Source organism: Bradyrhizobium sp. USDA 4473 (assembly GCF_054063335.1).
Map to the genome: position 1 here is coordinate 1,991,416 of NZ_JBSSGE010000001.1, position 15,315 is coordinate 2,006,730.

13 protein-coding genes are annotated in these 15,315 nt (G+C 64.5%); 7 read left to right on the forward strand and 6 right to left on the reverse strand.

Annotation, left to right across the window (positions count from 1 at the left end):
• Positions 1 to 137: 137 nt before the first annotated feature.
• The 5 genes from ACVW17_RS09315 to fahA all read left to right on the forward strand — a co-directional run bounded on the left by ACVW17_RS09315 (position 138) and on the right by fahA (position 5,766).
• Positions 138 to 1,763 carry an FAD-dependent oxidoreductase gene (locus tag ACVW17_RS09315; RefSeq protein ID WP_456751602.1) on the forward strand — a complete coding sequence of 542 codons (1,626 nt, stop codon included), beginning with the start codon at positions 138 to 140 and terminating at the stop codon, positions 1,761 to 1,763.
• 9 nt (positions 1,764 to 1,772) lie between these two features.
• Complete coding sequence (locus tag ACVW17_RS09320) at positions 1,773 to 2,012, forward strand: DUF2783 domain-containing protein (RefSeq protein ID WP_456751603.1); 240 nt, start codon at positions 1,773 to 1,775, stop codon at positions 2,010 to 2,012.
• 22 nt (positions 2,013 to 2,034) lie between these two features.
• Positions 2,035 to 2,991 (forward strand): MBL fold metallo-hydrolase, encoded by a 957-nt coding sequence (locus ACVW17_RS09325; protein ID WP_456751604.1) that lies wholly within the window; start codon positions 2,035 to 2,037, stop codon positions 2,989 to 2,991.
• A gap of 2 nt (positions 2,992 to 2,993) precedes the next feature.
• Positions 2,994 to 4,340 carry a homogentisate 1,2-dioxygenase gene (gene hmgA, locus ACVW17_RS09330; protein ID WP_456751605.1) on the forward strand — a complete coding sequence of 449 codons (1,347 nt, stop codon included), beginning with the start codon at positions 2,994 to 2,996 and terminating at the stop codon, positions 4,338 to 4,340.
• A gap of 154 nt (positions 4,341 to 4,494) precedes the next feature.
• Positions 4,495 to 5,766, forward strand: coding sequence for a fumarylacetoacetase (fahA, locus tag ACVW17_RS09335; protein ID WP_456751606.1), 1,272 nt, complete (start codon positions 4,495 to 4,497; stop codon positions 5,764 to 5,766).
• 106 nt (positions 5,767 to 5,872) lie between these two features.
• Here the strand turns inward: fahA and ACVW17_RS09340 are convergent, their stop codons facing one another.
• Together ACVW17_RS09340 and ACVW17_RS09345 are read right to left on the reverse strand one after the other, a co-directional pair.
• Complete coding sequence (locus ACVW17_RS09340; protein ID WP_456751607.1) at positions 5,873 to 6,184, reverse strand: DUF1272 domain-containing protein; 312 nt, start codon at positions 6,182 to 6,184, stop codon at positions 5,873 to 5,875.
• Between the two features lie 86 nt (positions 6,185 to 6,270).
• Positions 6,271 to 6,747, reverse strand: a complete 477-nt coding sequence (locus ACVW17_RS09345) for an Lrp/AsnC family transcriptional regulator (protein WP_456751608.1) — start codon at positions 6,745 to 6,747, stop codon at positions 6,271 to 6,273.
• Positions 6,748 to 6,869: 122 nt separating this feature from the next.
• On the opposite strand from ACVW17_RS09345, the gene hppD reads away from it, so the two are divergent.
• The gene (hppD, locus tag ACVW17_RS09350; protein ID WP_456797047.1) at positions 6,870 to 7,988 is read left to right on the forward strand and encodes a 4-hydroxyphenylpyruvate dioxygenase; all 1,119 of its coding nucleotides are present in this window, start codon (positions 6,870 to 6,872) and stop codon (positions 7,986 to 7,988) included.
• A 112-nt stretch (positions 7,989 to 8,100) separates the two neighbouring features.
• Here hppD and ACVW17_RS09355 read toward each other — a convergent pair whose 3' ends face one another.
• From ACVW17_RS09355 to ACVW17_RS09370, 4 genes are all read right to left on the reverse strand, one after another.
• A complete protein-coding gene (locus ACVW17_RS09355) occupies positions 8,101 to 9,213 on the reverse strand; it encodes a CaiB/BaiF CoA transferase family protein (RefSeq protein ID WP_456751610.1) in 1,113 nt (370 codons plus the stop codon).
• Positions 9,214 to 9,459: 246 nt separating this feature from the next.
• Positions 9,460 to 10,260 carry an FAD binding domain-containing protein gene (locus tag ACVW17_RS09360; protein ID WP_456751611.1) on the reverse strand — a complete coding sequence of 267 codons (801 nt, stop codon included), beginning with the start codon at positions 10,258 to 10,260 and terminating at the stop codon, positions 9,460 to 9,462.
• A gap of 13 nt (positions 10,261 to 10,273) precedes the next feature.
• The gene (locus tag ACVW17_RS09365) at positions 10,274 to 12,613 is read right to left on the reverse strand and encodes a xanthine dehydrogenase family protein molybdopterin-binding subunit (protein WP_456751612.1); all 2,340 of its coding nucleotides are present in this window, start codon (positions 12,611 to 12,613) and stop codon (positions 10,274 to 10,276) included.
• Between the two features lie 90 nt (positions 12,614 to 12,703).
• Positions 12,704 to 13,189: a (2Fe-2S)-binding protein gene (locus ACVW17_RS09370; protein WP_456751613.1), complete on the reverse strand. Its 486-nt coding sequence runs from the start codon at positions 13,187 to 13,189 to the stop codon at positions 12,704 to 12,706.
• Positions 13,190 to 13,593: 404 nt separating this feature from the next.
• On the opposite strand from ACVW17_RS09370, the gene ACVW17_RS09375 reads away from it, so the two are divergent.
• Positions 13,594 to 15,309 (forward strand): PQQ-dependent methanol/ethanol family dehydrogenase, encoded by a 1,716-nt coding sequence (locus ACVW17_RS09375; protein ID WP_456751614.1) that lies wholly within the window; start codon positions 13,594 to 13,596, stop codon positions 15,307 to 15,309.
• Positions 15,310 to 15,315: the final 6 nt, after the last annotated feature.

The window sequence follows — 15,315 nt, forward strand, 5'->3', positions numbered from 1 at the left end:
GGTTTAAGATAGTTGCAAGTGAGACTAATTTAGCAAGCTCGCGGCCGACCCGCAAGGTCCTGTCGCAAGCCAGTCACACAAGCCGCAGCCTGAGCCATAGACGAGGGCCGGTACAAGGGAACATCCAGGGTCACGCAATGGCAGCCAACACGGCAGAGGCCAAAACCCAGTTCGGCTATCGCCGCCACCCCGACCAGGACCGGTCGGCCGCCAACGTCGCGGAGCATCCGGTTGTCGTGGTCGGCGCCGGGCCGGTTGGATTGTCGCTCGCGATCGATCTCGCCCAGCGCGGCCAGCGCGTGGTGCTGCTCGACGATGCCGACCGGATCGGCGAGGGCTCGCGCGCGATCTGCTTCTCGAAGCGCTCGCTGGAGTTCTGGGATCGCCTCGGTGTCGGCGACCGCATGGTCGAGAAGGGCGTGGTGTGGAGCGTCGGCAAGATCTTTCACGGCGCCTCGCAGCTCTACCAGTTCGATCTGCTTCCCGAAGAGGGCCACAAGCGACCGGCCTTCATCAATCTGCAGCAGTTCTACGCCGAGGCCTATCTGGTCGACCGGGTCGAGCAGCTGCCCGACATCGATCTGCGTTGGCGCAACAAGGTGATCGCGCTGGAGAGCCGCAATGACGGCGTCGCGCTGACCATCGCCACGCCCGAAGGCGCTTATCACGTCCACGCCTCCTTCGTCGTCGCCTGCGACGGCGCCCGCTCGTCGCTGCGGCAGATGGTCGGTGCGGAGTTCGCAGGCCAGGTGTTCGAGGACCAATTCCTGATCGCCGACGTCAAGATGACCGCGGCGTTTCCGACCGAACGCTGGTTCTGGTTCGATCCGCCGTTCCATGCCGGACGCTCGGCGCTGCTGCACAAGCAGCCGGACGACATCTGGCGGATCGATCTGCAGCTCAATCCCGATGCCGATCCCATAGCCGAGAAGCAGCCCGAGAATGTTCGGCCGCGGATCGAGCGCATGCTGGGGCATGACAAGTTCGAGTTCGAATGGATCTCGCTCTACAAGTTCCAGTGCCGCCGGATGGCCAAGTTCATCCATGGCCGGGTGATCTTCGCCGGCGATTCCGCGCATCAGGTCTCGCCGTTCGGTGCGCGCGGCGCCAATTCAGGGCTGGAGGATGCCGAGAATCTGGCGTGGAAGCTCGATCGCGTGCTGCGCCGGCTGTCGCCGGAAGGCTTGCTCGAGACCTACCACATCGAGCGCAGTGCCGCGGCGGACGAGAACATCCGCGAGTCCACCCGCTCGACCGATTTCATGGCGCCGGTGACGCGACAGGAGGCGCGGCTGCGCCAGGCGGTGCTGTCGCTCGCCAAGGATACCGAGTTCGGCAAGCGCATGGTCAATGGCGGGCGGCTGTCGGTGCCGTCGATCTATGACACGCCGCTGTCGAGCGGCGATCGTGACGACTGGCGCGGCGGCCCGCCGCCGGGCGCCTCCATGCTGGACGCGCCGGTGACCGAGCAGGGCGGCGGTTCGAGCTATCTGACCGACGTTTTCATCAAGCAGGGAACGCGTTTCACCCTGCTGGAGTTTGGCAATGGCGCTGATGTCGATGTGCCCGACGGTGTCGGCTCCATCCGGGTCGGCGGCGAGGGCGGGCTGGTCGACGCGCAAGGCCTTGCCGGCAAGCGCTACGACGCTGCGCCCGGCACCGCCTATCTGCTGCGGCCGGATGGTTATGTTGCGGCACGCTTCCGCAACGCCGCGCGGCCGGTACTCGATGCGGCGCTGGCGCGTGCAACCGGCGTGAGCTGAGGATCCATCATGGCGCTGTCGACCAGTTCGAACTTCGCAAAGCCCGACGACGCCTTCCGCGCCATCGTCGAGGCGCATCGCGGCCTCTCCGACGCGCAGAGCGCCGATCTCGATGCCGCGCTGGTTCTGGTACTCGCCAACCATATCGGCGATCTCGACGTGCTGCGCGAGGCGATCGCGCTGGCCAAGCGGCGGCTTCTCGACGCGAGCCAGCAGCAACAACAACAACAGCAACAGCAACAGCACTGATCAAACGGACAGGAATGAACTGATGGCCAAAGGTTTCGCATCGACCACGGATCTCGCGGAGAAGAAGGTGACCTTCTCCGAGATAGGCACCGATCTCTACGCCTTCACCGCCGAGGGCGATCCCAACACCGCCGTGATCGTCGGCGAGGACGGCTGCCTGGTGTTCGACGCGCAGGCGACGCCGGCGATGGCCAACAAGGTGATCGAGCGGGTCAAGACCGTCACCGACAAGCCGATCAAGTACGTCGTGCTGTCGCACTATCACGCGGTGCGCGTGCTCGGCGCATCCGCCTATCACGCGCAGGGCATCGTCGCCTCGCAAGAGACCTATCGGCTGATCGAGGAACGCGGCCAGCAGGACTGGGATTCCGAATATGGCCGCTTCCCGCGGCTGTTTCAGGATGCCGCCAGCATTCCCGGCCTGACCTGGCCGACGCTGACATTCGAGGGCGAGATGTCGATCTATCTCGGCAAGCGCGAGGTGCGGCTGATGCAGCTCGGCGCCGGCCACACCTCGGGCGACATCGTCGCCTGGGTGCCGGATGCCGAGGTGATGTTCTCGGGCGATCTGATTGAATACCACTCGGCCTGCTATTGCGGCGATGCGCATCTGCGCGAATGGCCGACGACCCTGAACGAGATCCGCGCCTTCAATCCGAAGGCGATCGCGCCGGGCCGCGGCGATGCGCTGAAGGGCCTCGAGACCGGGCGCGATGCGATCGCGATGACCCGCGATTTCGTCACCACGCTTTACGGTGCGGCGGAGTCTTCCGTCGCCAAGGGCCGCAGCTTGAAGGAATCGATGGCGGCGACCCGCGAGGTGATGGATCCGAAATTCTCTGATTTCGCGATCTACGAGCACTGCCTGCCGTTCAACGTTTCCCGTGCCTATGACGAAGCGTCCGGGATCGACGATCCCGTGATCTGGACCGACAAGCGCGACCAGGAGATGTGGGCCGCCCTGCAAGGAGGAGGATAGACATGAACATCAATACCTCGCCTGATCAGATCGTGCGCAGCTCGGGGCAAGTCACCCCGGGCTACATGTCCGGCTTCGGCAACAGCTTCGAGACCGAGGCCTTGCCCGGCGCGTTGCCGATGGGGCGCAACTCGCCGCAGCGCTGCGCCTACGGGCTCTATGCCGAGCAGCTGTCCGGCTCCCCGTTCACTGCGCCGCGCGGCACCAATGAGCGCTCGTGGCTGTATCGCATCCGGCCGTCGGTGCGGCACTCCGGCCGTTTCGCCAAGGCAGATAGCGGGCTGTGGCGCACCGCGCCGTGTCACGAATACGACATGCCGATCGCGCAACTGCGCTGGGATCCCGCGCCGATCCCGAAACAGGACATGACCTTCCTGCAGGGCGTGCAGACCATGACCACGGCGGGCGATGCCAATACGCAGGCCGGCATGGCGGCGCATGTCTATCTCATCACCAAATCGATGGTCGATCAGCATTTCTACAATGCCGACGGCGAGCTGCTGTTCGTGCTGCAGCAGGGCAAGCTGCGCTTCGTCACCGAGTTCGGTCGCATCGATGCCGAGCCGGGCGAGATCGTGGTGATCCCGCGCGGCGTCAAATTCCGCGTGGAAATTCCAGGCGGACCGGCGCGCGGTTATCTCTGCGAGAATTACGGCGGCGCCTTCACGCTGCCGGAGCGCGGCCCGATCGGCGCCAATTGCCTGGCCAATTCGCGCGACTTCCTGACGCCGGTCGCCGCCTACGAGGACAAGGACACGCCGACCGAGCTCTACGTGAAGTGGGGCGGCTCGCTGTTCAAGACGACGTTGCCGCATTCGCCGATCGACGTGGTCGCCTGGCACGGCAATTACGCGCCCTACAAATACGATCTGCGCACCTTCTCGCCGGTCGGCGCGATCGCCTTCGATCATCCCGACCCGTCGATCTTCACGGTGCTGACCTCGCCGTCGGAGACCGCCGGCACCGCGAACATCGACTTCGTGATCTTCCCGGAGCGCTGGCTGGTGGCCGACAACACCTTCCGTCCGCCGTGGTACCACATGAACATCATGTCGGAGTTCATGGGCCTGATCTACGGCGTCTACGACGCCAAGCCGCAGGGCTTTGTGCCCGGCGGCATCAGCCTGCACAATTGCATGCTGCCGCACGGCCCCGACCGCGAAGCGTTCGAGCACGCCAGCAACGGCGAGCTGAAGCCGGTCAAGCTGACCGGCACCATGGCCTTCATGTTCGAGACCCGTTTCCCGCAACGCGTGACGCAGCACGCCGCGACCTCATCGATGTTGCAGGATGATTACGCGGATTGCTGGAAGGGCCTCGAGAAGAAGTTCGATCCGAACAAGCCGTAGAATTCAGTCTTCGTCATTCCGGGCATCGCGAAGCGATGAGCCCGGAATCCATTGCTCCGTGCGACATGTGGCCTGATGGATTCCGGGCCTGCGCCTTACGGCGCATCCCGGAATGACGAGAGATAGAGTGCGTCAATCATTTCGGCAGGAAACCATGCCCTACCCCAACGACCCCAAGCTACGCTCCTTCATCGACGTCGCGCCCAGCTCCGACTTCCCGATCCAGAACCTGCCCTATGGCGTGTTCTCGTCGAAGGACGGGCTTGCGCCGCGCGTCGGCGTTGCGATCGGCGATTATGTGCTCGACCTCTGGGAGCTCGAACAGGACTCGCGGCTCGATGTCGGGCCGCTCGGCGTATTCTCGCAGCCGTCGCTCAACGCCTTCATGGCGCTCGGGCCGAAGGTGTGGTCGGCGACGCGGGCGCGGATCAGCGAACTGCTGCGCTCGGATCATCCTGAGCTGCGCGACAACAGGGAATTGCGCGCGCGGGCGCTGGTGCCGATGGCCGACGTCAGGCTGCACATGCCGTTCGCCGTTGCAGGCTATACCGATTTCTATTCGTCGAAGGAGCACGCCACCAATGTCGGCGTCATGTTCCGCGGCAAGGACAACGCGCTGCAGCCGAACTGGCTGCACATGCCGATCGGCTACAACGGTCGCGCCTCGACCGTCGTGGTCAGCGGCACCAAGGTGAGGCGTCCGCGCGGCCAGCTGAAGCCGCCGAGCGCCGAGGTGCCGAGCTTCGGTCCCTGCAAGCGGCTCGACTTCGAGTTGGAGATGGGGGTCGTCGTTGGACAGGCATCGGCGATGGGTGAGATGCTGACCGAGAAACAGGCTGAGGAGATGATCTTCGGCTTCGTCATCCTCAACGACTGGAGCGCGCGCGACATCCAGCAATGGGAGTATGTGCCGCTCGGCCCGTTCCAGGCCAAGGCGTTCGCAACCTCGATCTCGCCGTGGGTGGTGACGCGCGAGGCGCTGGAGCCGTTCCGGATGCCGGGTCCGAAGCAGGAGCCGGAGCCGTTGGCTTACCTGAAGCAGACCCAGCCGAACAATTACGACATGCAGCTCGATGTCGCGCTCCGTGCGGGTGCGATGAACGAGGCCAAGACGATCTGCAGCACCAACTTCAAATACATGTACTGGTCGTCGGTGCAGCAGCTCGTGCATCACGCCTCGTCCGGCTGCGCGATGAATGTCGGCGATCTCCTAGGGAGCGGCACGATCTCCGGCCTGGAAAAGCACCAGCGCGGCAGTCTGCTCGAAATCAGCTGGAACGGCACCGAGCCGGTCGAGCTCGCCAGCGGGGTCACGCGCTCGTTCCTCGAAAACGGCGATTCGCTGGTGATGCGCGGCTGGTGCCAGGGCGACGGCTACCGTGTCGGGTTCGGCGAAGTCGAAGGCACCATCGCGGCGGCGGAGTAAATCGTCTCCGTCATTGCGAGGAGCAAAGCGACGAAGCAATCCATCGCTCCACTTACGCGGAACCATGGATTGCTTCGTCGCTTTGCTCGCAATGACGAGCTGAAGCTCACCGCTCCTCCGGCCTGATATCCCGCAAGCGCGCCGTATGCGTCGCGCAGTCCTCGACGCTGTACTTCAGATGCACCCGCTGGTCCGACGGCGGCTGGTTCACGGTGCAGACGCCCGGCCGCCACGGCTTGGCCGGGCGGATCGGCCGTGGCGCGAAGCCGCCGCCGCAGTTCGGACAGACATTGCCGAGCCTGGTCTCGGCGCAATCCGCGCAGAACGTGCATTCGTACGAACAGATTCGTGCGTCGAGCGCGCTCGGCGGCAGGTCCTTGTCGCAATATTCGCAGTTCGGTCGCAGCTGCAGCGCCATGGTCGTCTCTCTAGCCGGGTGTTGGCGGAATGATCGCAAATCGTGTCGCGAAAGCGAATGACGAAATTCCCTCGATTCGCGCCGGATCACGCCTGCAGCGATTTCAGCGGCAGCTTGGTGCTCTCCTTCAGGCGGTCGAGCACGATCGAGGAGCGAACATGGGCCACGCTCTGGTGCGGCATCAGCACGTTGTTGACGATGTCGGACAGGCTCTTGAGGTCGCGCAGCATCACCTTGAGCACGTAGTCGGCGTCTCCCGTCACCGCGTAGGCTTCCTGGATGTCGTCGACGCGGTTGACCAGTTCGCGAAACCGCTTGGCGTTGTCGGGCGAGTGGGTCGCCAGCGTGATGTGGATGAAGGCGATCAGCCCGAAGCCGAGCGCCTCGCCGGAGAGGTCGGCGTGGTAGCCGGCGATCACCTTCTCCTCCTCCAGCCGCATCCGCCGCCGCGAGCATTGTGAGGCCGACAGGCCGACCAAATCGGCCAGCTGCTGGTTGGTCAACCGGCCGTCGTCTTGCAGGGCAGCGAGCATTTTGAGGTCGAAAGCGTCGACTTGTGGCATGCGCTAAGTATCCATTCCATGCACGGATCGTGCGCGAATTTAGCAAATCGAGGTCCATTTTGCACGCACGTTGCGCCGCAAGTGACGGAAACTGGTCCCGGACAAATCAGGGAGTTGCCGCCATGGGTCCGTTTCCGCACGATGCGCCGCCGGCCGAAATCAGCACCGAGAACCCGATGGGCACCGACGGCTTCGAGTTCGTCGAATACGCCCACCCCAATCCCGGCGAGCTGCACGCTTTGTTCAAGCTGATGGGCTTTGTCGCGGTGGCCAGGCACAAGACCAAGGCCATCACGGTCTATCGCCAGGGTGACATCAACTATCTCGTCAACGAGGAGCCCGGCAGCCACGGCTTCGACTTCGTCGCCGCACACGGCCCCTGCGCGCCGTCGATGGCGTTCCGCGTGGTCGATGCGAGGCGCGCCTATGAGCGTGCGATCGCGCTGGGCGCCGAGCCCGCCGAGGTATCGTCGGCGCAGAAGACGCTCGATGTGCCGGCGATCAAGGGCATCGGCGGCAGCCTGCTGTATTTCGTCGACCGCTACGGCGCCAAGGGCTCGGCCTATGATGCCGAGTTCGAGTGGCTAGGCGCCGCCAACCCGCGCCCCGCCGGCTCCGGCCTGTATTACATCGATCACCTCACCCACAACGTCCATCGCGGCCGCATGGATGTCTGGACCGGCTTCTACGCAAAGCTGTTCAACTTCCGCCAGATCCGCTTCTTCGACATCGAGGGCCGCGCGTCGGGCCTGTTCTCGCGCGCGCTGACCAGCCCGGACGGCAAGATCCGGATTCCGATCAACGAGGACGCCGGCGATTCCGGGCAGATCGAGGAATATCTCAACGCCTATCACGGCGAGGGCATCCAGCACATCGCCTGCGGCGCGCGCGATATCCACGCAACGGTCGAGAGATTGCGCGCGGACGGCCTGCCGTTCATGCCGTCGCCACCCGACACCTATTTCGAGCGGATCGACACCCGCCTGCCGAAGCATGGCGAGGACGTCGCGCGGTTGCGGAGCAACGGCATCCTGATCGACGGCGAAGGCGTGGTCGAGGGCGGCCAGACCAAGGTGCTGCTGCAGATCTTCTCGGCTAATGCGATCGGGCCGATCTTCTTCGAATTCATCCAGCGCAAGGGCGACGATGGTTTCGGCGAGGGCAACTTCAAGGCGCTGTTCGAATCGATCGAGGAAGACCAGATCCGCCGCGGCGTGCTCAAGGTCGATCACGCGGCGTAGCGGCGACCGAGCCGCATGACCTCGTCATTGCGAGCGAAGCGAAGCAATCCATCTCACCGCTTGCGGAGACCTGGATTGCTTCGTCGCTTCGCTCCTCGCAATGACGGCGAGACTATTTCCCCGCCTTCCATGCGCTCGTCACCTCGCCAATGCTCGCAAGCTCCGGCTCGCGGATCGCCGACGGCGTGCGCGAGAAGCGCGGCGCGGGGGCGGGCTGGGTGACGCCGTGGCGTTCGACGAACACGTGGCGGGCTGCCATGTGCGGATGCTTCGGTGCTTCCTCCATGGTGAGGATCGGCGCGAAGCAGATGTCGGTGCCTTCCATGATCGTGCACCAGTCGGCGCGCGACTTGCTCTTGAACACCTTCTCCAGCTTCGCCTTAAGCGCCGGCCAGGCCTTGCGGTCCATCTGGGCGTCGAAGTCGGCGTCGGTCAGGCCGGCATGCTTGCGCAGCAGTGCGTAGAACTGCGGCTCGATCGAGCCGATCGAGATGAAGTTGCCGCAGGAGCATTCGTAGACGCCGTAGAAATGCGCGCCGCCGTCGAGGAAATTCTGATCGCGGCCGCCGCTCCAGCGGCCCTGCGCGGCCATGTCGTAGAACATCGACATCAGCGAGGCCGCGCCATCGCACATCGCGGTATCGACCACCTGGCCCTTGCCGGACTTCTGCGCTTCCAGGAGTGCTGCGAGCACGCCGACCACAAGGTAGAGCGCGCCGCCGCCGAAATCGCCGACCAGATTGAGCGGCGGCACCGGCTTCTCTTTGGTGCCGATCGCAGCCAGTGCGCCGGTGATCGAGATGTAGTTGATGTCGTGGCCGGCGGCATTCGCCAGCGGGCCTTCCTGGCCCCAGCCGGTCATGCGGCCGTAGACCAGTTTTGGATTGCGCGCGAGCACGACATCGGGGCCGAGGCCGAGGCGCTCCATCACGCCGGGGCGGAAGCCTTCGATCAGCGCATCGGCATGGCCGAGCAGCTCGAGCACTTCCGCGATCGCCGCCTTGTTCTTGAGATCGAGCTCGATGACCTTGCGGCCGCGGGTTGCGACCGCCTTCAGATTCTTGCCCGCGCCGACCCGATCCAGCGTGATGACCTCGGCACCCATGTCGGCGAGCAGCATACAGGCGAACGGGCCGGGACCGATGCCGGCGAATTCGACGATGCGGAAGCCGGTGAGCGGGCCCGAGGTGCGAGCGGCGGTTTGGGAGGCAGGCTTGTCGAGCACGTTTGTTGTTCCGTTGGTTGGGTGGTGTTATGCGGCTGGGCTACGACCGACTTGGCGCCGAACTTCCTGCGTTTCCCCAGCCGCCCGTCTGACGGTATTTTTAATTAGCTGATTAGCTAAATTGTCTCGCCGAATGCGCGATGTGGCAAGCACCTTTTGCCTCATGCGGCCGGTAAAAACGCGAACGACGCGCATCGCTGCGCGCCGTTGCAGACTTGTGTTTAGGCGCTAAAGCGCACTGCTTGATCAGCCCGCGGCGGTCATGGCCCGCTGTCCCATCACCTTCACGAGGTTGGCGCGGTAATCCGCCGAGCCGTGGATGTCGGCAAGCAGGCCGCTCGCCGGGATGGTCACGCTGTCGAGCGCCGAGGCCGCCCAGTTCGCCTTCAGCGCCTGCTCGATCGGCCCGACCCGCATCACGCCGCTCTGCGACGCGCCGGTCGCAGCGACGCGGACATCGCCCGATTTGGTCTTGGCGACGAACACGCCGGTCAGCGCGAAGCGCGAGGCCGGATTCGGGAATTTCGCGTAGCCCGCCTTGGCCGGGACCGGGAATGCGACCTGCGTGATGATCTCGCCGTCTTCGAGTGCCGTCGAGAACAGGCCCCTGAAGAAGTCATCCGCCGCAATCGAGCGCTTGTTGGTCTTGACCGTCGCGCCGAGCGCCAGCACCGCCGCCGGGTAGTCCGCCGCCGGATCGTTGTTGGCGAGCGAGCCGCCGATCGTGCCGCGATAGCGCACGGCCGGATCGCCGATCCCCGACGCCAGATGCGCCAGCGCCGGGATCGCTTTCTGCACCGCCTCGCTTTGCGCCACGTCGTAATGCGGCGTCGCGGCCTTGATGGTGACGGTGTCGCCCGACACCTCGATGCCGATCAACTCCTGCACCTTGGAGAGATCGATCACGTCCGACGGCGCCGCGAGGCGCTGCTTCATCACGGGAAGCAGGGTTTGCCCGCCGGCGAGGAATTTTGATTCCGCGCCTTTGGCGAAGGTTGCGGCAGCGTCGGCGACCGAGGAAGCGCGATGATAATTGGTCTCGTACATGGCTCTTCCTCCCTCAACCGTGAATGGCGTGCCAGACGCGATCGGGCGTCGCCGGCATTTCCAGCTTGTTGTTGCCGATGGCGTCCGTGATCGCGTTGATCACGGCAGCCGAGGCGCCGATCGCGCCGGCTTCGCCGCAGCCCTTGACGCCGAGCGGGTTGCCCGGACACAGCGTCGTGGTGTGGGAGAGCTGGAACGACGGCAGATCGTCGGCGCGCGGCATGGTGTAATCCATGAAGGACGCGGTCACGAGCTGACCGGTGCCGTCATAGACCACGCCTTCCAGCAGCGCCTGGCCGATGCCCTGGGCAAGGCCGCCGTGAACCTGGCCTTCGACGATCATCGGGTTGATCAGCCGGCCGAAATCGTCCGCTGCCACGAAGTTGACGAAGGAGGTCTTGCCGGTAGCCGGATCGACCTCGAGCTCGCAGATATAGGCGCCGGCCGGGAAGGTGAAGTTGGTCGGGTCGTAGAACGCCGTCTCCTTCAGGCCGGGCTCCATGCCGTCGGGCAGATTGTGCGCGGTGTAGGCGGCGAGCGCGACCATCGGCAGCGCGATCGACTTGTCGGTGCCGGTGACCTTGAACTCGCCATTCTCGATCACGATGTCGCTCTCGGACGCCTCGAGCGCGTGGGCCGCGATCTTCTTGGCCTTGGCCTCGACCTTCTCCATCGCCTTCACGATCGCGGTGCCGCCGACCGCGAGCGAGCGCGAGCCGTAGGTGCCCATGCCGAACTGCACCTTGTCGGTGTCGCCATGGACGATCGAGACCTGGCTGATCGGCACGCCGAGCCGCTCCGCGATGATCTGGCAGAACGTCGTCTCGTGACCCTGGCCGTGGCTGTGCGACCCGGTGAGCACCTCGATGGTGCCGACCGGGTTGACGCGGATCTCCGCCGATTCCCACAGGCCGACGCCGGCGCCGAGACTGCCCACCGCCTTCGACGGCGCGATGCCGCAGGCCTCGATGTAGCAGGAGACGCCGATGCCGCGCAGCTTGCCATCAGCTTTCGCCTTGGCCTTGCGGGCCGGGAAGCCGGCATAGTCGATCGCCTTCATCGCAGCGTCGAGCGAGGCGTGGAAGTCGCCGATGTCGTACGCCATGATGACCGGCGTCTGATACGGGAACGAAGTAATGAAGTTCTTCTTGCGCAGCTCGGCCGGATCGACTTTCAACTGCCGCGCCGCCGTCTCCATCATGCGCTCGATCAGGTAGCTCGCCTCGGGGCGGCCCGCGCCGCGATAGGCGTCGACCGGCGTGGTGTTGGTGTAGACGCCGATCACCTCGGCATAGATCGCCGGGATCACGTACTGGCCCGACAGCAGCGTCGCGTAGAGATAGGTCGGCACCGCCGAGGAGAACAGCGACATATAGGCGCCGAAATTGGCGTGGGTCTTCACCCGCAGGCCAAGGATCTTGTTGTCCTTGTCGAACGCCATCTCCGCCTTCGAGACATGGTCGCGGCCATGCGCGTCGGTGAGGAAGGCTTCCGAGCGGTCGCCGGTCCACTTCACCGGACGGTTAACCTTCTTCGAGGCCCACAGCGCCACCATCTCTTCCGGATAGATGTAGATCTTGGAGCCGAAGCCGCCGCCGACGTCGGGCGCGATCACGCGCAGCTTGTGCTCGGGCGCGATGTTGTAGAACGCCGACAGCACGAGGCGGGCGACGTGCGGGTTCTGCGACGTGGTGTAGAGCGTGTAGTGCTCCTCGGCCTGGTCGTAATGCGCGACCGCCGCACGCGGCTCCATCGCATTCGGCACCAGGCGGTTGTTGGTGAGGTCGAGCGTCACCACATTGGCGGCTTTGCTGAAGGCATCCTTGACCGCGGCTTCGTCCCCGAGGTGCCAGTCATAGACGATGTTGCCGGGGGCCTCGGGATGCAGCTGCGGCGCGCCCGGCTTGATCGCAGCCTTGATGTCGGCCGCCGCGGGAAGCTCTTCGTAATCGACGACGACGGCTTCGGCCGCGTCCTTGGCCTGGTTCTTGGTCTCGGCGATCACGACTGCGACCGCCTGTCCGACGAAGCGCACGGTCTCCGGCGCCATCGCCGGCCACGCGCCCATTTTCATCGGCGAACCGTCCTTCGAGGTGATCGCCCAGCCGCAGATCAGGTTGCCGACCTTGTCGTCGACGATCTGCTGCCCGGTCAGCACCGCGATCACGCCGGGCATCTTCATGGCCTCGGTGGAATTGATGCCCTTGACCTTGGCATGGGCGTGCGGGCTGCGGACGAAGTGAGCGTAGCTCATGCCGACCATTTTAACGTCGTCGACGTAACGTCCTTGTCCGGTGATGAACCGGCGATCTTCCTTGCGCACGACGCGTGCGCCAATTCCTTCAACACCCATGGTCTGGTCCTCCCGACCGGAGATTCGATTTGCCGCCGTTTCCATCGAGATCGGCGGTGATGAGCTTGATCGTATGTGCTGCGCGAGCTGCTATTCGGCGGCCTGCGCGACCTTCATGCGGCCGGCAGCGTCGAGCACCGCCTTGACGATGTTGTGGTAGCCGGTGCAGCGGCAGATGTTGCCTTCGAGCTCGTGACGGACCGTTTCCTCGTCGAGCCTGCCACCGTGGCGGTGCACGATATCGACCGCGGACATGATCATGCCGGGGGTGCAATAGCCGCACTGCAGGCCGTGATTGTCGCGGAATGCCGCCTGCATCGGGTGCAGCTCGTCGCCCTTGGCGAGGCCTTCGATGGTGGTGACGTTGCAGCCCGCCGCCTGGCCGGCCAGCATGGTGCAGGATTTGACCGCGCGGCCATCGACATGGACGACGCAGGCGCCGCACTGGCTGGTATCGCAGCCGACATGGGTGCCGGTGAGGTTCAGATTTTCGCGCAACAGGTGCACGAGGAGGGTTCGGTCCTCGACATCGACCGAGACCGCCTTGCCGTTTACCGTCAGTTTGACTGTAGACACGCGTTTCTCCCAATAGCTTCGTTATGGGCCCAGTAGACCACGCTTCAGATGGGACGTAACCGCGATCAAAGTCGTAGTTACGGCCCTGTCACGAAGGCTCCGGGCTGTGCCTCTAATCCTAGCAGCCAGCCGTTCGATGGGCAATTTGCAAGCGGGCCGCGGCGTGCTCCGGCGTGACGAAAATGCGCTGCGACGCAAGCGATTTCCGGCAGATCATTGGTGCTTGCAGCACGGCAAAATCGTCGCCGCTGACGCTACTACCTTCCGCCTATAACGACGCAAGAGTGTTGCTGGCATTTTCATCGCCGATGTAGCGACACAAGATCGCTGATCCATGCATTTGGGTAGAGAGACGCGCGCGCGATGCATCCATCGCGGCAACGAAACCATATTGGAGGAAGCCAATGAAGCTGAGGAGCGGGATTTTCTTTGCCGGCGTGTCGCTGGTCGCCATGGTGATGGCAGGTGTTACGGCATCGAACGCCAATGATTCCGTCGCAAAGGCAGCGTCCGATCCGAACGGATGGGCGATCGCCGGCCACGACTACGGCAATACGCGCTTCAGCCCGCTGAAGCAGATCAATTCCGAGAACGCCGGCAAGCTGCAGCTCGTTTACTCGATGTCGCTCGCTTCGCTGCGCTCCAACGAGGCTTCGCCGGTGGTGATCGGCAAGAACCTGTATGTGTCGACCTCGTGGGGGCCGAAATACGTCTATGCGATCGACGCCGCGACCGGCGCGCGCAAATGGACCTGGCAGCCCGATATTCCTGACGACGTGCTCCAGTACGCCTGCTGCGACGTCAACAGCCGCGGCGTCTCCTATGCCGACGGCAAGATCTTCGTCGGCCGGCTCGACGGCAAGCTGACCGCGCTCGATGCCGAGACCGGCAAGGAGCTCTGGACCTCGACCGTCGTCGACTACAAGCAGGGCTCGGTGATCACCTCGCCGCCGCTGATCGTCCGCGACAAGGTCATCACCGGCTTCGGCGGCGGCGAATACGGCGTCCGCGGCGCGTTGCAGGCCTTCAACCTCAAGGACGGCAAGCTGCTCTGGCAGACCTTCACGGTGCCGGCGCCGGGCGAGCCCGGCAGCGACAGCTGGAAGGGCGACACCGGGCTGCATGGCGGCGGCGCCGCCTGGCTGGTCGGCTCCTACGATGCCAAGACCGACACCGTCTACTGGGGTACCAGCAATCCGGGTCCGTGGAATACCGCGGTGCGCTCCACCGGCGACGGCAATTTCGGCAAGCTGACCAACCTCTATACCGCCTCGACGCTGGCGATCGATCCCAACACCGGCAAGATCAAGTGGCATATCCAGGGCACGCCGGCCGACGCCTGGGACTATGACGGCGTCAACGAACTCTTGCTCGCCGACCTCAAGATCAAGGGCGCCGAGACGCCGGTGCTGATGAAGGCGGACCGCAACGGCTTCTTCTTCGTGGCCAACCGCGAGACCGGCAAGGTGATCTCGGCCGAGAAATACGTGTTCGCCAACTGGGCCAAGAAGTGGGACATCAACACGATGCGGGCGGAGGAGGATCCGGACAAGCGTCCCGGCCCCGGCCATCCCGCCAAGGACATCTGCCCGAACCTGATCGGCGGCAAGAACTGGCAGCCGATGTCGTTCAACCCGCAGACCGGCCTCGTCTACATCCCGAGCAACAATGTCTGCATGGATTGGTCGGTCTCCGACGTGAACTACAAGCGCGGCGTGTTCTATCTCGGTGCCGAATTCCCGACCAAGCCCGGTCCCGGCGGCTTCCTCGGCGAACTCGTGGCCTGGGATCCCGTGGCCAACAAGAAGGTGTGGAGCATCAAGGAAGACCTGCCCTTCAACGGCGGCACGCTGACGACCGGCGGCAATCTGGTGTTCTCCGGCAATCTGCATGGCGACTTCCGCGCCATCGACGCCAAGAACGGCAAGGTGCTGTGGAGCAAGAACCTCGGCAGCGGCATCGGTGCCGGTCCGGTGACCTATTCGGTCGACGGCAAGCAGTATGTCGCGATCGTGGTCGGCCGCACCGCGGCGCTGCCGGCCTTCCTCGGTGACATCGGCAAGCAGATGGTCGCCGCGGCGCCCGAAGGCGGCTCGCTGTTCGTGTTCGCCCTGCAGTAACAACAG